The 23,583-nt window shown below is 45.0% G+C and carries 18 protein-coding genes and 4 rRNA genes; 12 read left to right on the forward strand and 10 right to left on the reverse strand.

Annotated features, from left to right (window positions below; genetic code table 11):
- A complete protein-coding gene (gene fmt / locus ACYX4W_RS03535) occupies positions 1-951 on the reverse strand; it encodes a methionyl-tRNA formyltransferase (RefSeq protein ID WP_474803283.1) in 951 nt (316 codons plus the stop codon).
- Between the two features lie 8 nt (positions 952-959).
- Complete coding sequence (gene def, locus ACYX4W_RS03540; protein ID WP_474803280.1) at positions 960-1,469, reverse strand: peptide deformylase; 510 nt, start codon at positions 1,467-1,469, stop codon at positions 960-962.
- A gap of 216 nt (positions 1,470-1,685) precedes the next feature.
- On the opposite strand from def, the gene ACYX4W_RS03545 reads away from it, so the two are divergent.
- The 7 genes from ACYX4W_RS03545 to ACYX4W_RS03575 all read left to right on the forward strand — a co-directional run bounded on the left by ACYX4W_RS03545 (position 1,686) and on the right by ACYX4W_RS03575 (position 7,508).
- On the forward strand, positions 1,686-2,759 hold the full coding sequence (locus ACYX4W_RS03545) for a LysM peptidoglycan-binding domain-containing protein (protein WP_476074688.1): 1,074 nt from the start codon (positions 1,686-1,688) through the stop codon (positions 2,757-2,759).
- Between the two features lie 38 nt (positions 2,760-2,797).
- On the forward strand, positions 2,798-3,907 hold the full coding sequence (gene dprA, locus ACYX4W_RS03550) for a DNA-processing protein DprA (RefSeq protein WP_476074689.1): 1,110 nt from the start codon (positions 2,798-2,800) through the stop codon (positions 3,905-3,907).
- A gap of 1 nt (position 3,908) precedes the next feature.
- Positions 3,909-4,385: a DUF494 family protein gene (locus tag ACYX4W_RS03555; protein WP_014947732.1), complete on the forward strand. Its 477-nt coding sequence runs from the start codon at positions 3,909-3,911 to the stop codon at positions 4,383-4,385.
- 85 nt (positions 4,386-4,470) lie between these two features.
- Entirely contained in the window at positions 4,471-5,013 is a 543-nt protein-coding gene (locus tag ACYX4W_RS03560) for a DNA topoisomerase family protein (protein ID WP_476074690.1), read from the forward strand.
- Between the two features lie 45 nt (positions 5,014-5,058).
- Positions 5,059-5,664, forward strand: coding sequence for an L-threonylcarbamoyladenylate synthase type 1 TsaC (gene tsaC / locus ACYX4W_RS03565; protein WP_474803266.1), 606 nt, complete (start codon positions 5,059-5,061; stop codon positions 5,662-5,664).
- Complete coding sequence (hemF, locus tag ACYX4W_RS03570) at positions 5,661-6,593, forward strand: oxygen-dependent coproporphyrinogen oxidase (RefSeq protein ID WP_474803263.1); 933 nt, start codon at positions 5,661-5,663, stop codon at positions 6,591-6,593. The genes tsaC and hemF overlap by 4 nt, the downstream gene beginning before the upstream one ends.
- Positions 6,594-6,827: 234 nt before the next feature.
- Entirely contained in the window at positions 6,828-7,508 is a 681-nt protein-coding gene (locus tag ACYX4W_RS03575) for an OmpW family outer membrane protein (protein WP_474803260.1), read from the forward strand.
- Between the two features lie 124 nt (positions 7,509-7,632).
- Here the strand turns inward: ACYX4W_RS03575 and ACYX4W_RS03580 are convergent, their stop codons facing one another.
- Positions 7,633-8,064, reverse strand: a complete 432-nt coding sequence (locus tag ACYX4W_RS03580; RefSeq protein ID WP_474803257.1) for a group II truncated hemoglobin — start codon at positions 8,062-8,064, stop codon at positions 7,633-7,635.
- Between ACYX4W_RS03580 and aroE the strand changes: the two genes are divergently transcribed.
- Positions 8,063-8,902 carry a shikimate dehydrogenase gene (aroE, locus tag ACYX4W_RS03585; RefSeq protein WP_474803254.1) on the forward strand — a complete coding sequence of 280 codons (840 nt, stop codon included), beginning with the start codon at positions 8,063-8,065 and terminating at the stop codon, positions 8,900-8,902. The genes ACYX4W_RS03580 and aroE overlap by 2 nt on opposite strands.
- On the opposite strand, the gene ACYX4W_RS03590 is transcribed toward aroE, so the two are convergent.
- Both ACYX4W_RS03590 and ACYX4W_RS03595 read right to left on the reverse strand, forming a co-directional pair.
- A complete protein-coding gene (locus ACYX4W_RS03590; RefSeq protein WP_474803251.1) occupies positions 8,899-9,441 on the reverse strand; it encodes a gamma carbonic anhydrase family protein in 543 nt (180 codons plus the stop codon). The genes aroE and ACYX4W_RS03590 overlap by 4 nt on opposite strands.
- Positions 9,442-9,467: 26 nt before the next feature.
- On the reverse strand, positions 9,468-10,286 hold the full coding sequence (locus ACYX4W_RS03595) for a glycosyltransferase family 2 protein (RefSeq protein WP_474803248.1): 819 nt from the start codon (positions 10,284-10,286) through the stop codon (positions 9,468-9,470).
- Positions 10,287-11,026: 740 nt separating this feature from the next.
- Here ACYX4W_RS03595 and ACYX4W_RS03600 point away from each other — a divergent pair.
- From ACYX4W_RS03600 to rrf (ACYX4W_RS03615), 4 genes are all read left to right on the forward strand, one after another.
- Positions 11,027-12,559 (forward strand): 16S ribosomal RNA (locus tag ACYX4W_RS03600).
- Positions 12,560-12,889: 330 nt separating this feature from the next.
- Positions 12,890-15,765, forward strand: a 23S ribosomal RNA gene (locus ACYX4W_RS03605).
- A gap of 127 nt (positions 15,766-15,892) precedes the next feature.
- Positions 15,893-16,008, forward strand: a 5S ribosomal RNA gene (gene rrf / locus ACYX4W_RS03610).
- A 140-nt stretch (positions 16,009-16,148) separates the two neighbouring features.
- A 5S ribosomal RNA gene (gene rrf, locus ACYX4W_RS03615) occupies positions 16,149-16,280 on the forward strand.
- Together the 16S, 23S and 5S rRNA genes form the textbook arrangement of a ribosomal RNA operon.
- A 90-nt stretch (positions 16,281-16,370) precedes the next feature.
- On the opposite strand, the gene ACYX4W_RS03620 is transcribed toward rrf (ACYX4W_RS03615), so the two are convergent.
- From ACYX4W_RS03620 to ACYX4W_RS03640, 5 genes are all read right to left on the reverse strand, one after another.
- Entirely contained in the window at positions 16,371-16,901 is a 531-nt protein-coding gene (locus ACYX4W_RS03620) for an acyloxyacyl hydrolase (RefSeq protein ID WP_474803245.1), read from the reverse strand.
- 165 nt (positions 16,902-17,066) lie between these two features.
- Positions 17,067-17,858 carry a hypothetical protein gene (locus tag ACYX4W_RS03625; RefSeq protein ID WP_474803242.1) on the reverse strand — a complete coding sequence of 264 codons (792 nt, stop codon included), beginning with the start codon at positions 17,856-17,858 and terminating at the stop codon, positions 17,067-17,069.
- 138 nt (positions 17,859-17,996) lie between these two features.
- Positions 17,997-21,086, reverse strand: coding sequence for an error-prone DNA polymerase (locus ACYX4W_RS03630; protein WP_476074691.1), 3,090 nt, complete (start codon positions 21,084-21,086; stop codon positions 17,997-17,999).
- Positions 21,087-21,121: 35 nt separating this feature from the next.
- Positions 21,122-22,594 carry a Y-family DNA polymerase gene (locus tag ACYX4W_RS03635; protein ID WP_476074692.1) on the reverse strand — a complete coding sequence of 491 codons (1,473 nt, stop codon included), beginning with the start codon at positions 22,592-22,594 and terminating at the stop codon, positions 21,122-21,124.
- A gap of 2 nt (positions 22,595-22,596) precedes the next feature.
- Positions 22,597-23,349 (reverse strand): recombinase RecA, encoded by a 753-nt coding sequence (locus tag ACYX4W_RS03640; protein WP_476074693.1) that lies wholly within the window; start codon positions 23,347-23,349, stop codon positions 22,597-22,599.
- Positions 23,350-23,583: the final 234 nt, after the last annotated feature.

Consider the following 23,583-nt stretch of genomic DNA (forward strand, 5'->3'; position numbering starts at 1 on the left):
TTAGTCCGCTTGTGTCAGACAACGACCCACTTCAAACCACGTTTGGCGAGCATTGATGACGTCTGACGCTGGTAGCGCCTTTTTACCTGGAATTTGAAGTGATGTGATGCAAAGTGCATCGCGCCCTGTTGCTATGGTTATGCCTTCTTTATTAGCACTGATTATAGTACCTGGCTTAACCTCTTTATCTAGTGTTACAACGGTAGCTGACCACACCTTCACATTCTGATCTTCTACCTTCATCCACGCTACCGGCCAAGGGTTGAAGGCGCGAATATTTCGTTCTATTTGCTCGGCATCGTCTGCCCAATTGATAAGCGCTTCTTCTTTAGAAAGCTTTTTCGCATAGGTAGCCAAAGAATCATCTTGTTTGGTGGGCGTATAGTTTTCAAAGTTATCGACGACTTCAACTAACGCTTGTGGCCCTAGTTCTGCAAGCTTTTCATACAAAGTGGCGCTGGTGTCTTCAGGCGTGATAGGTAATGTGGCTATGTGAAGCATATCGCCGGTATCTAAACCTTCATCCATTTGCATTATAGTTACGCCGGTTTCTGCGTCACCCGCCCATATAGCGCGCTGAATTGGAGCTGCGCCACGCCACTTTGGCAAAATAGAACCGTGGACATTAATACAACCTAGTCTAGGTGCATTAAGCACAGCAGTAGGCAATATTAGGCCATAAGCAACTACCACCATTAAATCGGCATTTAGCAAGGCTAATTCTTCTTGTGCGTCTGGCGCTTTTAACGACTGAGGCTGATACACAGGAATGGCATTTTCTTCAGCGAGCACTTTAACTGGGCTGGCTGTGAGTTTCTTACCTCGTCCAGCGGGCCTATCAGGCTGAGTGTAGACTGCAATAACCTCGTGCTCACTCTCTAGCAACGCCGATAGATGTTTAGCCGCAAAATCCGGAGTACCGGCAAAAATCACTTTTAATGGAGTCGTCACGTTATTCCCTACGCTTTTGCGGCAAGCCGCGCTTCTTTCTCAAGCTTTTTACGAATACGTTGGCGCTTAAGTGGCGATAAATAATCGATAAAAAGCTTACCTTTTAAATGATCGAGTTCGTGTTGAATACAGATAGCCAGCAGGCCTTCGGCGTCCAATTCAAAAGTGTCCCCGTTTTCATCTAACGCTTTCACCGTTATTGCTTCAGCGCGCTCAACTTTGGCGTAGTTACCCGGTACAGACAAGCAGCCTTCTTCGCTAATTGTGGAACCATCTTTACGAATAATTTCAGGGTTAATAAATACGCGAGGCTCGTTTTGATCTTCCGATACGTCCATTACAACAACTTGAACGTGGCGATTAACTTGCGTCGCTGCAAGGCCAATACCGTTCTCGTCTTTCATGGTTTCGAACATGTCCGATACCAATTGTTTAATTTCGTCGTTAACCTCTTCTACGGGTTTAGCTACCGTGCGAAGACGTTCATCAGGAAAACTTAATACGTCTAAAATTGCCATTTCTCGCTTACTTCACCTTTTCGCTGTATAAATTCATATACGATCTAATTGCCAGCACGCTTTACAGTGCTTATTAAGTTACTATTCTAACGTATATCGGGTGGTTTCGTGCAGTTTTTTGCCTAAACCCTATAAGAATACGTACTTCTGCCGATATAGTGCTATTGTCTGAAAAATCAACAATAAATGACAGTGAATAATTTGCAGGTGGTCAATTTGAAAAAGCGATTAACATACGCGCGTCGTGCAGCAATATTTATTTTTGGAGTGCTTTTGTCTTTGCCTGCGTTCGCGCTTCAATTAAAAGACACTGCGCCTGAAACCTATACGGTGAAGCGTGGCGACACCCTATGGGAAATTGCGAGTATTTTTCTAAACGAGCCTTGGCTATGGCCAGAGCTATGGCGAACGAATACGCAAATAGATAACCCTCATCTCATCTATCCCGGTGATGTCATCGTTTTAGGTTACATTGATGGTCAGCCTGTCTTAAGCGTAAAACGCGACAAGCTAGCCTACAACCTTTCACCGTCTACCGATAAGCGAATAAAGCCAAAACCTGTCGACGTCCTGTCTTGGACTACTATATCTCCTTTTGTTAGACAGCATATGTTGCTAGACGAAGACGACTATTCAGCCTTACCTCGACTCCTAGGTAACCAAGACGGAAATGTAAGGTTTGCTTCAGATGACTTTGTGCTTAGCCAGCAACAATTCAGTACTGACGATCAGTACAGAGTGATTAGAAAACACGCTACTATCAAAAACCTAGATGGAGAAACGCTGGGCATTCAGGTCACTCATATATCCAATGCTTCATTGGTAGAGAAAGACCAGTCAGACGACACCATGCTGCTGTTTATTGATGACGCCAATCAAGAAGCAAAACGTGGTGACAAATTGATGGCCGGTGGCTTTACTCATCCAGAAGGTTTCGAGCTTACGCCTGCTACTTCACAACGAGGAGCGGTCGTAGGTGATTTGCATGATCACGACTTACTTGGCAAATATGACGTTGTCATTGTTGACCTTGGTGCAATGGATGTAGCACCAGGCACAGTATTGGGGCTGTATGCTCAAGGTCCAGCCATTATTGATGAAGATAGCCCGCGTTACGTTGATGAACCCGGTGCTAAAAACGGTGGTGAGTGGTTTATTGATACGGTAGCACAGCCCGCACTCAAAGTAGGTGAGGTGATTGTTTTTAAAACATTCGATGCGGCAAGCTATGGATTAATAACACGAGCGAATAAAGGAATTAAGCGCGGCTTTATTGTTGCTAAGCCTTAGACGCTATAGGTTTCATTGTCGCTTTTAAAGGAGCGACAATGAAACAGCATACTTCTCAATCAAACAGCGAGCTATTTGCATGGATAGCACTAGCATCGGCTCAGGGCATCTCCCCTAAAATTTGGCTACAGTCCCTTGAACACTATCAACTATCTCCTGCTGATTTAGTCGGTAATGCATCATCACTTCCCGACGCTGTGAAACAGCTCGTAAATCAAATATCAAAGCCCCTTATTGATGCTGCCTTCTCATGGGAACAAGCAACTGATAATAGACACATTATTTCTTATTCGTCTTCATACTACCCCCAATCGTTAAAGCAATTGGACAGTCCACCCCTAGTGCTATTTGCAACGGGGGATAGTACTTTGTTGTCGAGCCCGCAAATTGCCATTGTGGGTAGCAGAAGGGCTAGCATTCAGGGTAAGCGTATCGCCAGTGAATTTGCAGTAGGGTTGTCTAGTAATGGGGTTGCAGTAACAAGCGGCCTTGCTATGGGCATTGATAGTGCAGCGCATCAAGGCGCTTTGCGTGGTAACGCAGGGACAATCGCAGTAATGGGGACGGGGCCTGAAAAGGTCTACCCCGCGAAAAATCACAAGCTCTACGAGGAAATAAATAATGACAAGGGCGTTACCGTCACAGAGTTCTTTCCGGGGCAGGGGCCTAAGCCTTGGCACTTTCCTAGAAGAAACCGAATTATCGCAGCATTATCACTTGGAACCTTGGTGGTAGAGGCAAAAATTAAGAGTGGCACCTTGATAACTGCGAATTTGGCCGCAGATATGGGGCGAGAAGTATTCGCTGTGCCTGGTAGTATCTTTCACGCGTACTCTGAAGGCTGCCATTGGTTAATCCAACAGGGCGCCAAATTAGTAACTAATATTAACGATATTCTTGATGAAATTGGTTTTCAACCTGAGCAACTGGGCTTGGATGTAAGCGAGCAAAACGAAAAAAGTGCAGCGAATAGCTTGGCAACCGATAAATTATTAGCTAGTGTGGATTATGACATCACCGCTATTGATGTTATAGCCCAGCGCAATGCCTTATCAGTATCGCAAGCAATGGCATCATTATTAGAATATGAGTTGCGTGGTTTAGTAGCCGCTGTCCCTGGTGGTTACATTAAATTGAGGGGAAAATAATATGTTCGATATCCTCATGTATCTGTTTGAAAACTTCATTCACAGTGAAACGGAAATTCGTGTTGATCAAGACGAGTTAACAGAAGAGCTTGTGCGCGCAGGTTTCCATCACGATGAGATTTATAAAGCCCTCGCATGGTTAGAAAAGCTAGCGGCTCTGCAGGAAACGGATATTAAACCGTATTTTTGTAAAGGGATTAGCACTAGCTTAAGCCGCATTTACACCCACGAAGAACAGATGCGTTTAGATGTGGAATGTCGTGGTTTTCTTATGTTCTTAGAACAGGTCAATGTACTAGATGCGTCCACACGTGAAATGGTGATAGACCGGGTTATGGAAATCGATTCCAATGAATTCTGTTTAGAAGACCTGAAGTGGGTTGTGCTAATGGTACTATTCAACGTACCTGGCAAAGAGAAAGCCTACGCGCAAATGGAAGATCTTTTGTTCGAAGAGCCAGATGGCGTGCTGCATTAATGCAGTCATAGTCACTGATATTTGAATCTTTATTTAAAAAATGCGCTGTGAAATCGCAGCGCGTTAAGGCCTTAACGTCTAATACATGTCTAAAATAGACCACTCACTTTTTTCAGCGCACGAGCATGCTCTTGATGATAACTTCGGAGACTGCCCCGAGTGCGGCAAGCCCCTTCATATAAAGAACAGTAAATCAGGCCCGTTTATTGGGTGCACAGGCTACCCTGAATGCAACTTCAGTAAGCCGCTTCACGATAAACAAACTACTATTCTCAAAACCTTAGAAGGAATAGCTTGCCCCGAATGCGCTTCTGACCTTGCTATAAAAAAGGGGCGGTTTGGTATGTTTATTGGCTGTACAAATTTTCCTACGTGCCATCACATAGAGCCTATTAAAGAAAAAGAAGACACCTTGGTAGATTGCCCAAAATGCAAGAAAGGGCACCTGATCTCGCGTACTAACAAATACGGTAAACAGTTTTTTGCGTGCAACCATTATCCACAATGTCGATATGTGCTAAATTTCACGCCGGTAAATGAAAGCTGCCCAGACTGCGGTTGGGGAGTATTGATAGATAAAAAGGGACAGTTACAGTGCCCTCAGCCTACTTGTGGCTTTAAAAAGTAACTATACAAAGAACTACACGAAGAACTATACGTAGAGATCAAAACCATGTCTGATACCCAAAATGGGAACGTGAATACGTTTACACCCGTTGAGGCTAATTCGTCTGAAGTAGACCCTGTTGTTGCCGCTTTTGAAGCGGGAAGTTTAATCGTTTATCCAACCGAAGCGGTAATGGGCATTGGATGTGACCCGGACAATGAAGCAGCGGTAAATGCGTTGTTAGAGATAAAACAACGACCAGTAGAAAAGGGCGTTATTTTAATAGCTGCCAATTACAGTCAGCTATTGCCCTATGTCAACGACAACGCCATACGACCACACCGACGCACCGATATTTTCTCTAGCTGGCCTGGCCCTAATACATGGCTATTACCTAAGTCGACATCGGCGCCTGTTTGGTTAACCGGCAAGCATAATAAAATAGCTGTGCGCGTAACTAATCATCCAGTAGTAGTTGAGCTGTGCAATAAGTTAGGGAAGCCACTTGTTTCTACAAGTGCTAACCTAACAGGTCAACCGCCAGCCATCACCACTGAAGAAGCAAAAGCCGTATTCGCTGATTCCGTTTTCTACGTTGACGGTTCAGTAGGCGGTGCAACTAAACCCAGTACCATTCGCGATGGTGACACGGCAGAGGTAATAAGAGCATGACGTCAGCAGAATTAGTGGACGGTAAAAACGCCGCTGAAGTAATAGAACAAGTAAAAAGCTATCTACTAGGGCTTCAGGACACCATTTGCCAAACCCTCGAGCTCGCCGATGGGAAAGGTCAGTTTGTCGAGGATAGTTGGAAGCGTGAAGAAGGCGGCGGTGGTCGCTCTCGAGTCTTAAAAAACGGTGCGGTGATTGAGCAAGGCGGCGTTAATTTTTCACACGTGTTTGGCAGCCAAATGCCTGCATCAGCAACGGCAAATCGTCCTGAGCTTGCGGGAAGAAATTTTCAAGCAATGGGCGTGTCACTTGTTATTCACCCACATAACCCGTATGTCCCAACGTCACACGCTAACGTTCGCTTTTTCATTGCGGAAAAAGAAGGTGAAGCACCTATCTGGTGGTTTGGTGGTGGTTTTGACTTAACGCCGTTTTATCCGTTCAAAGATGACGTTGTGCACTGGCATGATACCGCGAAGAAATTATGTAAGCCGTTTGGCGATGATGTTTATCCTAAGTATAAAAAGTGGTGCGACGACTACTTTTACTTAAAGCATCGCAATGAAACTCGCGGAGTGGGCGGTTTGTTCTTCGACGACCTGAATGAATGGGGCTTTGAACAGTCATTTGCGTTTATGCAGGCTGTTGGTAATGGCTTCATCGATGCTTACGTTCCTATTGTTGAACGTCGTAAGCAAACCGATTTCGGTGAAAGAGAGCGTGATTTCCAACTTTATCGCCGAGGTCGCTATGTCGAATTCAATTTAGTATTCGACCGGGGTACCCTGTTTGGATTACAAACCGGAGGGCGCACAGAGTCTATTTTAATGTCGATGCCGCCGTTAGCCCGCTGGGAGTATTGCTATACACCCGCACCGGGTAGCGCTGAAGCTAAGTTAACTGACTGGTTAAAGCCTACTGACTGGTGATCAATTAGTTAACTAAGGCTGCGCTTAAATTCTAAAGCGTACCGCCTATAACAGCACTCATCTTCAATGACTAAAAAACGCCGCATTAACATCAATGCGGCGTTTTTTTGATCTGCATCAAGTCCGAATATCATCTTTGTTTCAATGAGTTATCAAGCTTGCGCTGGATCAATGTTTCTCTTAACCAAGGGCGTAAAGTAGCGCCATCTTAGTTAAACACAAAAGAGACACATCATGCGCAAACACTTTTTATCTGCATCTGCACTTTGTCTTACACTTGCTGCACTTTCACCTTTAGCTAACGCTCATCAACAGGGCGACTGGATTGTTCGTGGCGGTCTTACTACCGTTGCTCCTGACGAATCGACTTCTAACATCGTAGCGGGTGGAACTGATCTTGGCGTGGCCCTTAATATCGATAACGATACTCAGTTAGGTTTAAATGTAGCGTACTTTATTACTGACAATATTAATATTGAGCTGCTTGCCGCAACGCCCTTTAAGCACGACGTTAATTTTTCTGTTGCTGATCCCTTAGGGACGGGTAATCAGCTTGGTGAAGTCACACATCTTCCACCTACGCTTACCGCAAACTACTATTTTAATGATGCCAGCTCTGCATTTCAGCCGTACATTGGTGCTGGTATCAACTATACCTTTATCTTTGATGAAGAGTTTACAGGTGCGAATGAAACAGCTGGCTTAAGCGACCTATCCCTTGATAATTCATTTGGTGTATCAGCTCAGGTGGGAATGGATTACCAAATTGATACCAAATGGCACGTCAATGCATCGGTTCGATTCATTGATATAGATACAGAAGCCACCTTTAAAGTGGGAGATGCTGCTGGAAAGGTAAGTGATATTGAAATAGACCCTTGGGTGTATACCTTATCGGTGGGTTACACATTCTAATTATTAGTTTCACGCCTTATTAACTATGAGGCTTTCACAATTGCACTACTTTATGCGCCATAAAGAGCGTAGACAGTAACAGGGGAGTTGCGCGTTAAAAGGTTAATCCTTTCAACGCGCTTTTTTATTTTGTATTCACCATGTGATTGGCGAGTTGATCAAGTGCGTCTATCAACTTTTGAGCTAACGCGATATCTTCTACCGTTTTAAACATGGCTTTTCGCATACAATACATCCACTGTGCTTTTAACTCTGGAGTTACTGTGTAGGGAAGGTGGCGTGCACGCAAACGGGGGTGTCCAAATTGCTGCTGATAATCATCAGGACCACCCAGCCATAAACTCAAATATAAAAAGAATACATGACGAATTCTGTCTAATGGCTGAGGGTGAATAGCAAGTAGTTCATTTGCTAATGGGTCGGTCTCCATAATGTCGTAAAACGTATTTGCTAATTCCCGCACTTTCTCCTCTCCACCTATACGTTCATATGGTGTACTCTGCGAAGCACGATTATCGTTTTTCTTCTTTATATTAAATAAGTCTCGTATTCCCATGAAAAAATTCGCTGTATTCGGAAATCCTATTGCACAGAGTTTATCACCAACTATCCATCAAATGTTTGCTGAACAAGTGGGAGAAAAGATTTCTTATGAAAAGATACTTGCGCCAGTAGACGGTTTTGTAGATGCCGCCAACGCGTTTTTAGCTCAGGAAGGCGCTGTAGGTTGTAACGTCACCATGCCTTTTAAGCTTGATGCATTCAACTTGGCAAAGGTAGATGACCAAGCAGCCAAAGATGCACAAGCTGTTAATACGCTAATGAATGGTGACAGCGGTGAAATATGGGGATTCAACACTGATGGTGTAGGGCTGGTAAACGACTTGCTTAACAGCGGTGTGGAAATTAAGGGTAAGCGCGTGTTGCTTATTGGTGCCGGCGGCGCAGCCCGTGGTGTTATTTCTCCGTTATTAAAAGCGGGTGCTGCTTCACTAATTATTGCGAACAGAACGAAAGCAAAAGCTGAGGAAGTCGCAAGCGCTGCGTCTAACGCTAAAGTGCAGGTGGTGTCCCTAGAAGATATCGCAACGATAGCACCTCATATTATTATCAATTCAACAGCTGCTAGTCTAAGCAACGAGTTGCCGTGTAGTTTAACTGATGGTGTTTTACAACACTGTGAAGTGGTGTACGACATGGTATATAAAAACTCGCCCACGCGGTTTATGAGAGATGCGGCCGAGCTTGGTGTCAAAACGCAAATAGATGGGTTAGGGATGCTGGTTGAGCAAGCGGCAGAAGCTTTCTATATATGGACACAAAAGCGCCCCGATACCTCGGACATTGTGAAACAGGTTAGAGATATTGTTGAGCAAAGTGAGAAGCGAAACTAGTTCGCTTCTTCTAGGTACTCATCTTTTAATACCACATAGTTTACGGCAGACTGTTTTAGAAATGCCATTTCAGCGTCGTTGAGTGGCCTTTTCTTTTGCATGGGGTTTCCTACATAAAGAAATCCGCTCTCTAATCTTTTGTTTGGCGGTACTAATGTACCTGCGCCAATGAGCACATCGTCTTCAACAACAACACCATCCATTACAATAGCGCCCATACCGACCAGAATACGATCACCTAATTGGCAGCCATGCAGCATACATTTGTGCCCAACGGTAACGTCGTCACCAATAATAAGTGGAAATCCATCAGGGTTTTTCTCTGATTTACGTGTAACGTGCAAAACACTGCCGTCTTGTATATTACTGCGAGCGCCAATACGAATCTTGTTCACGTCACCGCGTGCAGCAACCAATGGCCAAATACTGGCATCATCTTTTAATACTACATCACCGACTATCCTTGCCGAGTCATCAATATAGACATTCTTTCCTAAAGTAGGTGAGACACCTTTGAAACTATCAATTGGTTTATGCATTAGAGCAACTCTTGTTTATTACCGTTTTACTGTGATGATTCTTCTATTCCTACACGTGCCTTTATTACTTTATTCTTCTTTGTATCTTCACGTATTGCTTTGCTTCTCTGTAGCATTTCTGGCGTAACATATCCGCGTTTATGGTCAAGGTGTATGCACACAGCGGAATAACGTATGCGTTTAGCTTTTAGGCCATAGTTAACTAATCGATCGCCAAATTCGCAATCTTGACCACCATATTGCATAGTTTCCTCAAAACCGTTTACTGCCAGAATGTGCTCTTTGTAACATGAAGCGCTATGACCATTCCAAGTGGGGCGAGCCGGGCTTATCTTATTTAAGAACTCTGCCCAGGCGCCTCTTGCAGTGAGTTTCATCGTTTTATGCGTCTTTTTTAAACCTTTACTAACTAACCAATCCACATTGAATGCTCGCTGACTTACGATATCCTCACGTGTGATTGCTTTACTTACACTCATGGGTAATTTGAAATACCCACCAGAAAGATAGGTATTTTTCTCTGATAGTCTTAGATGTTGCTCTACAAAGTCGTTTCGAGGAATGCAGTCGCCATCTGTGAAAATTAAGTATTCGCCCTCAGAGGCTACAATAGCTTTATTAAGGATACGGCACTTTTGGAAACCATCGTCTTCTTGCCAAACGTGTTTGATAGGTATATCTGTGTCTTGCTTCAGACGTTGGATAAGTGCTTTAGTGTCTTCACGAGAGCCGTCGTCCGCAATAACAATTTCGAAGTTATCTGCAGTTTGTTCGAAGAAACCCCATAGTACTTTCTCTAACCACGCGGGTGAATTATAAGTTGTAAAAATGACGCTCGTTTTCATAATGCGTGATAGACCTCTATATAATGTAGTTAAGCAATATTGATATTACGTATCCAACTCCCCGCTAACAGATGCTTATATACTGACAAAATTGAAAGCAAGTATCGGCAGGTTATTTCCCGTAGTTTATCTAAGTGTGGGGAGTAATGACACTGCCGCTGTTAATCATTATGAATCATATGACTGATTAAAAAGGATTGTGGCATGCGCATGAAAATATTCTTTTTTACTAACTTAAAGCTAATGTGAGGAACCGAACAGATATATGTAAAGGTTCGATAAATACATTCTTATAGCTAAATAGATACCAGTGTTTTAGTTTGAGAGCTTCAGATTGTTCAAATAAAGCTCATGTTGAGGGTAATTTGAGCGTTCAGAGCTAATATGACACTTTTTTTAAAATAAGTGTTGACGTGAGCGCTCATTTCCCTAGAATGCGCATCCGCTTCGGGGGAAAAGCGAAACAGCAACCCTCCTGAAGTAAGTCTCTACTACCTATATAGGCCAGTAAAGACGGGAGTTTAGAAGAAACGCTTCAGAAAATAAATTTTCAAAAAGTGTTGACAACGAAAACTTCCAGCGTATAATGCGCACCTCACTCGAACAGGGTGAGTCACTAAGAAGCAACGACTTCTAGTGAATAGCAGCGAGGCTGCTACGTTCTTTAACAATTTAGACAAGACAATCTGTGTGGGCACTCGTTAAGAGTGTCACAACGACGATTCATATTTCGATATATTTAATTGAAGAGTTTGATCATGGCTCAGATTGAACGCTGGCGGCAGGCCTAACACATGCAAGTCGAACGGTAACAGGAAGTGCTTGCACTTCGCTGACGAGTGGCGGACGGGTGAGTAATGCTTGGGAACTTGCCTTTGCGAGGGGGATAACAGTTGGAAACGACTGCTAATACCGCATAATGTCTACGGACCAAACGGGGCTTAGGCTCCGGCGCAAAGAGAGGCCCAAGTGAGATTAGCTAGTTGGTAAGGTAAAGGCTTACCAAGGCAACGATCTCTAGCTGTTCTGAGAGGAAGATCAGCCACACTGGGACTGAGACACGGCCCAGACTCCTACGGGAGGCAGCAGTGGGGAATATTGCACAATGGGGGAAACCCTGATGCAGCCATGCCGCGTGTGTGAAGAAGGCCTTCGGGTTGTAAAGCACTTTCAGTTGTGAGGAAAAGTTAGTAGTTAATACCTGCTAGCCGTGACGTTAACAACAGAAGAAGCACCGGCTAACTCCGTGCCAGCAGCCGCGGTAATACGGAGGGTGCGAGCGTTAATCGGAATTACTGGGCGTAAAGCGCACGCAGGCGGTTTGTTAAGCTAGATGTGAAAGCCCCGGGCTCAACCTGGGATGGTCATTTAGAACTGGCAGACTAGAGTCTTGGAGAGGGGAGTGGAATTCCAGGTGTAGCGGTGAAATGCGTAGATATCTGGAGGAACATCAGTGGCGAAGGCGACTCCCTGGCCAAAGACTGACGCTCATGTGCGAAAGTGTGGGTAGCGAACAGGATTAGATACCCTGGTAGTCCACACCGTAAACGCTGTCTACTAGCTGTTTGTGACTTTAAGTCGTGAGTAGCGAAGCTAACGCGCTAAGTAGACCGCCTGGGGAGTACGGCCGCAAGGTTAAAACTCAAATGAATTGACGGGGGCCCGCACAAGCGGTGGAGCATGTGGTTTAATTCGATGCAACGCGAAGAACCTTACCTACACTTGACATGCAGAGAACTTTCTAGAGATAGATTGGTGCCTTCGGGAACTCTGACACAGGTGCTGCATGGCTGTCGTCAGCTCGTGTCGTGAGATGTTGGGTTAAGTCCCGCAACGAGCGCAACCCTTGTCCTTAGTTGCCAGCATTAAGTTGGGCACTCTAAGGAGACTGCCGGTGACAAACCGGAGGAAGGTGGGGACGACGTCAAGTCATCATGGCCCTTACGTGTAGGGCTACACACGTGCTACAATGGCATTTACAGAGGGAAGCGAGACAGTGATGTGGAGCGGACCCCTTAAAGAATGTCGTAGTCCGGATTGGAGTCTGCAACTCGACTCCATGAAGTCGGAATCGCTAGTAATCGCAGGTCAGAATACTGCGGTGAATACGTTCCCGGGCCTTGTACACACCGCCCGTCACACCATGGGAGTGGGATGCAAAAGAAGTAGTTAGTCTAACCTTCGGGAGGACGATTACCACTTTGTGTTTCATGACTGGGGTGAAGTCGTAACAAGGTAACCCTAGGGGAACCTGGGGTTGGATCACCTCCTTACCATTACGTCGAAAGACGCACTTGATGCAGTGCCTACACAGATAGTCTTGTTTATATTTAAAGATGACTTAAATAAAAGCCCTTAGCTTTGATGTAAGATCAAACCTAAGTGTTTTGAATTAAGCACTATGCTCTTTAACAATTTGGAAAGCTGATATTAATAGTAATCAATCAAAATTGAGTAACTGAGAAATCGAAAGATGAACTTTTTACTCTACTTGACTGAATTGCTTGTTATCAATTTATTGATAGCAAGGCAATTCTTCCGATTAGCTTGTCATTCATGCGACATAACTTAGACAGAAGTCAAAAGGCTGTTTGGGGTTGTATGGTTAAGTGACGAAGCGTATACGGTGGATGCCTTGGCAGTTAGAGGCGATGAAGGACGTGTAAGTCTGCGAAAAGCTGTGGTGAGCCGACAAAATGCATTTGAGCCACAGATGTCCGAATGGGGAAACCCACCTATTTATAGGTATCGTTACATGAATACATAGTGTAACGAGGCGAACGAGGGGAACTGAAACATCTAAGTACCCTTAGGAAAAGAAATCAATTGAGATTCCCCTAGTAGCGGCGAGCGAACGGGGAGCAGCCCTTAAGCTGTATTGAATGTAGTGGAATCCTTTGGGAAGAGGAGCGATACAAGGTGATAGCCCTGTACACGACGCAATCTTTACAGTGAAATCGAGTAGGTCGGGACACGTGTTATCTTGACTGAATATGGGGGGACCATCCTCCAAGGCTAAATACTCCTAACTGACCGATAGTGAACCAGTACCGTGAGGGAAAGGCGAAAAGAACCCCTGTGAGGGGAGTGAAATAGAACCTGAAACCGTATACGTACAAGCAGTGGGAGCCCTTCGGGGTGACTGCGTACCTTTTGTATAATGGGTCAGCGACTTATATTTAGTAGCAAGGTTAAGCGAATAGCGGAGCCGTAGCGAAAGCGAGTGTTAACTGCGCGTTTAGTTGCTAGGTATAGACCCGAAACCCGGTGATCTAGCCATGAGCAGGTTGAAGGTTGAGTAACATCAACTGGAGGACCGAACCCACTGACGTTGAAAAGTCAGGGGATGACTTGTGGCTGGGGGTGAAAGGCCAATCAAACCGGGAGATAGCTGGTTCTCCCCGAAATCTATTTAGGTAGAGCCTCGGACGAATTCCATTGGGGGTAGAGCACTGTTAAGGCTAGGGGGTCATCCCGACTTACCAACCCTTTGCAAACTCCGAATACCAATGAGAACTATCCGGGAGACACACGGCGGGTGCTAACGTCCGTCGTGGAGAGGGAAACAACCCAGACCGCCAGCTAAGGTCCCAAAATATTGCTAAGTGGGAAACGATGTGGGAAGGCATAGACAGCTAGGAGGTTGGCTTAGAAGCAGCCACCCTTTAAAGAAAGCGTAATAGCTCACTAGTCGAGTCGGCCTGCGCGGAAGATGTAACGGGGCTAAGCAATATACCGAAGCTGCGGCAGCATGTTTACATGCTGGGTAGGGGAGCGTTGTGTAAGTGGATGAAGGTGAGTTGTAAAGCTTGCTGGACATATCACAAGTGCGAATGCTGACATGAGTAACGATAATGGGAGTGAAAAACTCCCACGCCGGAAGACCAAGGTTTCCTGTCCCATGCTAATCAGGGCAGGGTAAGTCGGCCCCTAAGGCGAGGCAGAAATGCGTAGTCGATGGGAAACGGATTAATATTTCCGTACTTATATAATCAGTGATGGAGGGACGGAGAAGGCTAGGCAAGCTTGGCGTTGGTTGTCCAAGTGAAAGTGCGTAGGCTGAAGACTTAGGTAAATCCGGGTTTTCAAGGCCGAGACACGAGACGAGCTCCCAAGGGAGTGAAGTTGTTGATGCCCTGCTTCCAGGAAAAGCTTCTAAACTTATGATTATATGAACCGTACCCCAAACCGACACAGGTGGTCAGGTAGAGAATACTAAGGCGCTTGAGAGAACTCGGGTGAAGGAACTCGGCAAAATTGTACCGTAACTTCGGGAGAAGGTACGCCTCTGTTTGTGAACACTTCGCGTGGTAAGCAAATGGAGGCCGCAGTGACCAGGTGGCTGGGACTGTTTATTAAAAACACAGCACTCTGCAAACTCGTAAGAGGACGTATAGGGTGTGACACCTGCCCGGTGCCGGAAGGTTAATTGATGGGGTTAGTCCTCGGACGAAGCTCTTGATCGAAGCCCCGGTAAACGGCGGCCGTAACTATAACGGTCCTAAGGTAGCGAAATTCCTTGTCGGGTAAGTTCCGACCTGCACGAATGGTGTAACCATGGCCACGCTGTCTCCACCCGAGACTCAGTGAAATTGAAATCGCAGTGAAGATGCTGTGTACCCGCACCTAGACGGAAAGACCCCGTGAACCTTTACTACAGCTTGGCACTGAACATTGAACCTACATGTGTAGGATAGGTGGGAGGCTTTGAAGCACAGTCGCTAGATTGTGTGGAGCCGTCCTTGAAATACCACCCTTGTATGTTTGATGTTCTAACATTGGCCCCTTATCGGGGTTGTGGACAGTGTCTGGTGGGTAGTTTGACTGGGGCGGTCTCCTCCCAAATAGTAACGGAGGAGCACGAAGGTTAGCTAATCACGGTCGGACATCGTGAGGTTAGTGCAATGGCATAAGCTAGCTTAACTGCGAGACAGACACGTCGAGCAGGTACGAAAGTAGGTCATAGTGATCCGGTGGTTCTGTATGGAAGGGCCATCGCTCAACGGATAAAAGGTACTCCGGGGATAACAGGCTGATACCGCCCAAGAGTTCATATCGACGGCGGTGTTTGGCACCTCGATGTCGGCTCATCACATCCTGGGGCTGAAGTCGGTCCCAAGGGTATGGCTGTTCGCCATTTAAAGTGGTACGCGAGCTGGGTTTAGAACGTCGTGAGACAGTTCGGTCCCTATCTGGTGTGGGCGTTGGATGATTGATGGGAGCTGCTCCTAGTACGAGAGGACCGGAGTGGACGAACCGCTGGTGTTCGGGTTGTGATGCCAATCGCATTGCCCGGTAGCTATGTTCGGAACGGATAACCGCTGAAAGCATCTAAGCGGGAAGCCGGCCCAAAGATGAGTCATCCCTGAACTCTAAGTTCTGGAAGGGTTGTTATAGACGATGACGTTGATAGGCAGGGTGTGGAAGCGTTGTAAGGCGTTAAGCTAACCTGTACTAATTGCCCGAGAGGCTTAACCATACAACGCCCAAAAAGCTTTAGGCTTTTGGAAGTGTTGTAGACAAGCTAAAGTAAGCAAGTAAGAGTAAAAAGCAGTTACTCACTGATTGAATTAATATTATCTTTCCCAAATTGTTACCAGTTTTTTCCTGGCAGCCATAGCGATACGGTACCACCTGAATCCATTCCGAACTCAGAAGTGAAACGTATTAGCGCCGATGGTAGTGTGGGGCTTCCCCATGTGAGAGTAGGACACTGCCAGGTCCCATTAAGAAGAACCCGCCTAACGGCGGGTTTTTTGCTTTATATAGAAGCTATAGTATCCAAGTATGTAAGCTAACAGAATTCAGTGAAGTTGATAAATATCAGCTTTACGCAGTAAACGCTACTGCAAACCAGTTTTTCCTGGCAGCCATAGCGATACGGTACCACCTGACCGACATGTCGGCCCAGCCCATCCCGAACTCAGAAGTGAAACGTATTAGCGCCGATGGTAGTGTGGGGTTTCCCCATGTGAGAGTAGGACACTGCCAGGTCCCATTAAGAAAAACCCGCCTAACGGCGGGTTTTTGCGTTTAGACGAAAGAAAATAGTGGGGTCAGAGTCACGACACTGACCCCATTTCTTTAGAAATGGTAGGCGTATGATAAGTTAAGGAAGTCTAGTCCTGGGTTGTCGTTGTTAAAGCCACCGTTTGAAAAGTGCATGTAACGCAGCGCAACGTGTTGTTTCTTATCAATCTCTACAAACACGCCCAATCTGTCTTCAAACTGGTAGTTAGAGCCAATATCTTTACCTGCGACTTTTTGATCGCCAATGTAACTTGCGCCAATGCCCGCTTCTATATATACAGGGTACTTGTCATATAGTGTGGATACTTGTTTCATAAAAACAGGAGTCAGTGATGCGCCATAACTTGTACTGTGCGTATCGTTCTCGCCATATTCCCAAACAACCGCGCTCACTTCCCAGTAAAGCTTTATGTCGCCAAACCAATCTGTCGCTAATGTTTGTTCAAGTGGTCTGTATGCGAAGCGCATACCGTCGATATCATCAAAACCGTGCATATAGTCGACACTGACAGTTTGCCTTGCCTGCGCGCTATTAGCGGTAAAAATGATTAAAAAAGAAAATAAAAGTAGTGATAACTGTTTCATAATTGCTCCTTGATCTGATGATCAACAAGCAAAAAATTATCCAACCAAAAAAAGGCCGTTATTTCAGTCGGATAGGGCTCTAGAATAAGAAGGGATTAAGTTTTATAAAGTCTACATTACTGACATTATTGAAGTTTTTACAAGGGTTTCCATAGCGCGTTTTTATTATTTCCAAACCTCTTCAATTTCCAATCCTTGTTCGTTAAGAAGCTGATGAGACAATTGCTCAAAAGGGGTTATTCCGTATTTCGCTTTTATACTATCAATTAATTCGGGGTTTGAGGATATGAAATCATTCAGTTCACTAATAATGTCTTTATGATAAAGGGTAGATAAAGAAAAAGGGATTTCGTTATGAGGAAGCGTTAAATCTAAAGTAAACGCGCCTTTCTCATACGCTAGCGGTGCGGATCTTTGACTAACAAAGTATTCCAAATCTAACCCGTCGACGCGCTCTTGGTATAGAAGGGCTAAGCCCTGTTGTATATTCGTAACCCAAGTAATTTTTGTATGTTTACTGTCTATTCTTTGTTGCCAGTTTACTGGTGTGAAACCTAGTGGCATGGCTAGATGCTTTATCTCATCAATACCTTGTCCAACATTTTCTTGTTTAACGATAGTTCCTGTTACTGCATTGGTTAAGGGCAGTGAAAAATGCTTATCGCTTGATGTGGTGATGCTGTTATACCAGCCTCTGTTATCAGGGTATACAAAATCAACATTACCTTTAACTAGCTCGAGTTGAAGCCGTCTTATAGGCAAACTCAAATAAATAAATTCGTGCCCAGAAGCTTCAGAAAACGCCTCTAAAATTGACCAAGCAACCCCTTTATCTACAGGCGAAGAAAAATCGTAGTGAGGGAAGTAAGCTAAATCTTGTGCGCCAACTATATATTTATCTGCGTAGCTACTAAGACTGAATAAGCAGATAAAACAAAGCGCAATCCATCGCATCATTTTATACTCCAAAAATGATAACTGTTCTCTACAGGTATAGCGGAATTGTCTATATGCTACTCAACAAAAAAGGGAATTATCATTCATAAAATAACCGTTTCGCAGACCATAATCTATTGCTTTGTCTCTGTAAAAGGTTCAGTGAAAATCTCTAGAGTTTAAAGTCAGCTTTTCGAGCCAAGATGTACGGTCGATAAGCTTACCCGCAATAATGTGAATAACCCCCTCTTTTGAACGTTCAATAATACCGTTAACCTGAAGAAGCTTGGCTTTCAAAAAAGTTTGTTGCTGAGCGCGCGCCGTAGCTTGCCATACCACAACATTCATATTGCCTATATCATCTTCTAAAGTTAGAAAGGTAACGCCTGCGGCAGTACCTGGGGCCTGTCGACCAGTTACTGCCCCAAGTACTTTAATAACAGACTTATTTTTTTTATCTTTAAGTGAATTTGACCAGCTTATGTCTTTAAGCTCATGTTGCTGCTTAAGCAGTGAAATAGGATGGTTATTTACAGACAAGCCTGTCGAGGCATAATCTTCAAGTAAGTTTTCTGCTTCAGAGGGTTTAGCGCCAAGGGGGGCGGCACTTTTATCTGCATAAAAATCATCGGTATCAAATAGCGGTAAACGCGTTTGTGTATCCATAATTCGCCAGCGAGTTTCGTACCGGTTCCCTGAAATAGTACGAAGCGCATCGGCGCTGGCAAGTGCCTCTAGCTCATTACTTTTAAGCGAAAGCTGCTGTAACTGTTCAACGTTGTTGTAGCCTTTTGCTGTACGGTTTTCCACAATAATCTGGGACGACGCTTCACTTAAACCTTTAATAAGCTTAAGACCAAGTTGTATGTACTTTTCTTGGCCTTTTACAACCAAAGTGTGTTCTGCGCTTGACTGGTTCACGCAGGGCGCCTCTACTCGTATATGGTGACGCTTAGCGTCTTGAACTAATTGAGAAGGAGAATAAAAACCCATGGGCCAGCTATTTAATAGCGCCACGTAAAACTCTACGGGGAAGTAAAATTTCAACCAGCAAGACACATAAGCTAATACCGCAAAAGACGCTGAGTGAGACTCGGGAAAGCCGTACCCTGCAAAACCTTTGATTTGTTCAAATAAGTTATGAGCGAACGTACTTTCATAGCCTTTATCCGTCATACCCTTAATGAGTTTATCTCTGAACTCAAAAATTCTGCCGTCTTTTTTCCAGCTAGCCATAGCGCGTCGCAGCTGGTCGGCTTCTCCGCCACTAAAGCCAGCGGCAACCATGGCAAGTTGAATCACTTGTTCTTGAAAGATAGGCACGCCCATGGTGCGTGATAGCACCTTTTCCACATCTTTAGATGGGTAGCTAATATTTTCGTTGCCGTGGCGACGTATCAAATAAGGGTGGACCATATCGCCCTGAATCGGGCCTGGCCGTACAATGGCTATTTGTACGACCAAATCGTAATAGCGGCGGGGCTTTAACCTTGGCAGCATAGACATCTGAGCCCGTGATTCTATTTGAAAAACGCCTACGGTATCGGCACGACAGATCATATCGAATACCTGTTTGTCATCTCCGAGCTTAGTGATAAATGGAATACTGGTTTCAACAGAGTATTGTTTATTGATAAGAGAGAATGCACGACGAATAGCGCTTAGCATCCCTAGCGCCAGCACATCTACTTTTAGCAAGCCCAAGGTTTCAATGTCATCCTTATCCCATTGAATGATGGTACGGTTTTCCATTGCGGCGTTCTCAACGGGTACAAGGTCGTAGAGCGGCCCTGCGCTAATAACAAAACCGCCTACATGTTGCGACAAATGTCGGGGCGTTCCCAGTAAAGCTTCGGTAAGGGTAATTAACTGCCGTACCCTAGGCTCTTCAGGGTTTAGTCCTAGTCCAGCCAGCTGAGACTTCCACGGAATAACGCTGTCTCGACGATTGATTTGTTTAACTACAAAATCAAGTTGTGACTCGCTAAAGCCAAGCGCTTTACCCACATCTTTAAATGCTGATTTAAAGCGGTAGCAAATAACGGTAGCCGCGATAGCGGTTCTTTCTCTGCCGTACTTTTGATAAATGTATTGAATGATCTCTTCACGGCGCTGATGCTCGAAATCCACATCAATATCGGGCGGCTCGTTACGTTCTTTAGATATGAAACGCTCGAACAGTACGCTTATTTGCCTTGGATCTACAGCCGTTATCTCTAGGCAATAGCACACTACAGAGTTAGCCGCCGATCCTCGTCCTTGGTACAAAATGCGCTGCCGCTTGGCAAATTGAACAATGTCGTAAATGGTTAAAAAGAAATACTCGTATTCTTGTTCGGCAATAAGTGTTAGTTCTTTTTCTATAATTTGGCGAATTTCAGAGGTTATACCTTCTGGAAAGCGCACTTTAATACCGGCTTCTACGCGCTCCCGTAAATAAGATGTGGGTGTATAGCCCTGTGGCACAAGTTCCGAAGGATAGTGATAGCGCAACTCTTCTAAAGAAAACGTGAATACCTGGGCTAGGGCATTGGTATTGGCTATCCACTTCTCAGGGTAGAGCTTCTTTATTTTTTGTATGGTGCGCAGACTACGTTCTGCGTTACTCAATGCTTCCCGGCCTATTTTATCTACACTGGTATGCTGGTGTGTAGCATGTAAAACATGTTGAAGCGGTAGCCTGTCAGCGTGATGCATGAGTACACCTGTACAGGCGATAACAGGAAAGGGGTAGGCAGACTGTAAATGGTTGTAGTGCGCAAACTTCTGATGATCCTGCCCGTCTAATAGACGCTGAGCACCGATATAGGCATCAATGCTAGGGTGTTTTTGCAGCCACTCAGCCCAATGTTTGTCGTGGGCTTCTTTTCCGCTAGGTAGCCAAATGAATTTGCAGTGACGAATGGTACGTAAGTCCCACTCGGCCAGTTGATACTCTCCTTTTTCAGAGCGACGTCTCGCGTTAGTTATAATTCGGCACAGTTCGCTGTAGGCTGCTTTGTTCGGGCACAGCAGTATAAAAGATAAAGTGTCATCGAATACAAAGTAACTGCCAACAATAAGCTTAATAGGCAGACCCTGATGGGTTATTTCATCGAAAGCCCGTACGACTCCTGCTACTGAGCACTCATCTGTAATAGCAAGCGCGTCATAGCCAAGAAAAGACGCGGTGGTCACAAGCTCTGCGGGAGAAGAGGCTCCGCAAAGAAAGCTATAGTTACTTTGGCAAAAGAGTTCGCTGTATTTCATGGTTTCGCTTTTACCTTTTCTTTAACCGCATACGGCTAGCAAAAAAGTCCATGCACCCACCAACGGTTTTCTTCGTCTTTAAATACTAAGAGCCTTACACATTGCTCAGTCTGGGCGATGAAATAATCTCGCCTTGTTGGGCTGTCATGCCACCACTCGCTGTGTAACCTCACAGGGCCAAAGCAAATTTGGGTCGCCTGAATAAGCGGTTTAGGTGTATCAAAGGTAAAGGTGGGCGTAATGTCACTGCTATAAACATAATTGTCGGCGCTCGGCTCGTTCACCGTCATATATTCAAACTGATGGCTGTCGGCAGCGCGAGGTTGAAACGTACTGTTATCACCTAGTTTGGCGTTTAAGCGGCCAATCAATTGCTTTTGTGCAACGTTATTAAACCTATTGCTAAAAAAGTCGCCATTCTGCGAATCTATTTCTTCAAACTGCTGACAGGTAAGCGCAATCGCTGTGGCAGGCTCAGATAACTCCAAGCTTTCAGTTTTAAGGCTAAACAGTGGTAGCCAACTATGCACCGAAGACTGAGGCATTGCAGAGCGAATATTAATATCTAATACAGGAGCTTCTCTGAAATGAATATGCACGCTTATGCTTGATGTATATAAGTTCCTGGCCCGTAAATAGTGAGACAAATGCTCAAACTGCTGGGTGACAAAAGGGGTTAGGTGCTGCGTGTTTTCAATATCAAAAGGCAATAGGATAAAGTTATCGAAGTGCTCCAAAGGCCTAAATAATGTAACCCGTGGAAAGGTTTCTCCCCTTAACGCAGTAAGATACATAATAGTGTTATTGTCGAAGCGCCGCCCCAGCTCTTGTACCGGCATGGCCAACAGTTGTTGTACACGGGTAACACCTACCCTTGCCAAGGCCTCAATGACTTTAGATGACAAAGCAGTAATAGAAAGCGGGCACCTACTTAGTGCTTTCTTTATGTCATCTGGCGCATGCATATAGGTATTGTGTTGATGAAGGGCTAATACCTTTGCAGCCTCAATCGTCCATGCACTAGCAAAATGATAGCGAATATTTGCCTCTGCGAGTGCTTGAGTTAGGGTTTTCCACAGCGGCTTATGCCCGCCATAATAATGGATTAGGTTATCTAGCCTTACTGCCAGGCCATTTACGCCATTCGAATGAATGTGGCTGTCTAGTACGATGTCAGAAGCAAGAGGGTACAGCCTATGGGCTAGCTGCGTCAGCATATGCTTTTCGGCTTCTTCACTGAAAGGCAGAATATGCACGTAGGGGCACAGCGCCGCGGCTTGGGCAAGTCCATGACCAACTTCAATGCCTTCTTTTATCGCAATATCATTACACTGCGTAATTTTGTTTGTTTTACTGCAATACACAGCAATAGGTGTATTCGACGGTAATGAAGAATAACTTCCGTTAGATTCGTCTCTAGACCCTTGCCTGGGCGTACGTTTAGTTTTAGCCGCTTTTATGTGGCTGTCTAAAGTAAGTTGATAGCAGTAAATATAAGCCCACAACATTATTAGCTCACAGAGTGTAGCGCCTTGTCGGAAAGCGTGTTGTGTGCCATGGCCCATTTAATGGCCTGATTGTCAGGGGTCCACTGATGAGAAATAACAATGTTATCTTTGGGCCACCCATGACGCTGCTTGCGTATGCTCACTGCCAAAGCATGGGGGTTACCTTTTAATGCAATATCTAAAATAACGGGTAATGCACTGTCGCTTTGATTCGAAAGGGTGGCTTGTGAATCGCTCCCCATGTCGGCTTTTTGGGAGCCTAACTGTAAGGCCTGCTGTTGCGGTGGAGTATACAGCAAGCACAGCGCATCGTTATGCGTTGCTGCTACCTGTAGGCGTCGCGCTTCTTTTTGATTTACAGCATTACTCCACAGCACCACGCAATGGCAAGCCGTACTTTTTAAGCACTGTTCTGCTGCCCATAATGATTCTTGTTCTGCACTTGTTTTTACTACCAGCACCTGTTGTGCTTTAAGCCCCAGATTTTCTAACCACGGCGACTGTAGTAGCCCAGGAGGGTTAATAAATACCACCAGTTTATGCGTGCGATGCTGGCAAATAACCTGTTTAAAGAGCGAAAGCTCACCCACGCCGGTTAGTGAGGCAATACGTACAAGCCCCGTAGAGGCAACGCCACCGTTAAGCGCTTTATCCAGACGCGGAAACCCCAGCGAAAACTTGGCTTCACTTTGCTTCTTATCTCTGGCCCGCCAAATATGCGGGTGGTTGTTAAGCACGGATAACGATTTGTTCATGGCACTCAAAATAAACTGTATTTTTATACAGTATTATAATGCAGCAATAACCCTTTTCAAGACAAAAGGTTTTTGACTTGTTGTTTTAAGCGCTAACTTACTGATTAGTTTGAAAAGGTAAAAAGATTAAACTTTTAAAAGAGTAGTGATATAGACGAGGGCCGCCAATCCTAACAACACAGTAAAGCGGGCGACCCTAACGCGTAATTAGCACTTTATCGACGCTAACATGGG

Source organism: Alteromonas sp. ABH4_454 (genome assembly GCF_056311775.1).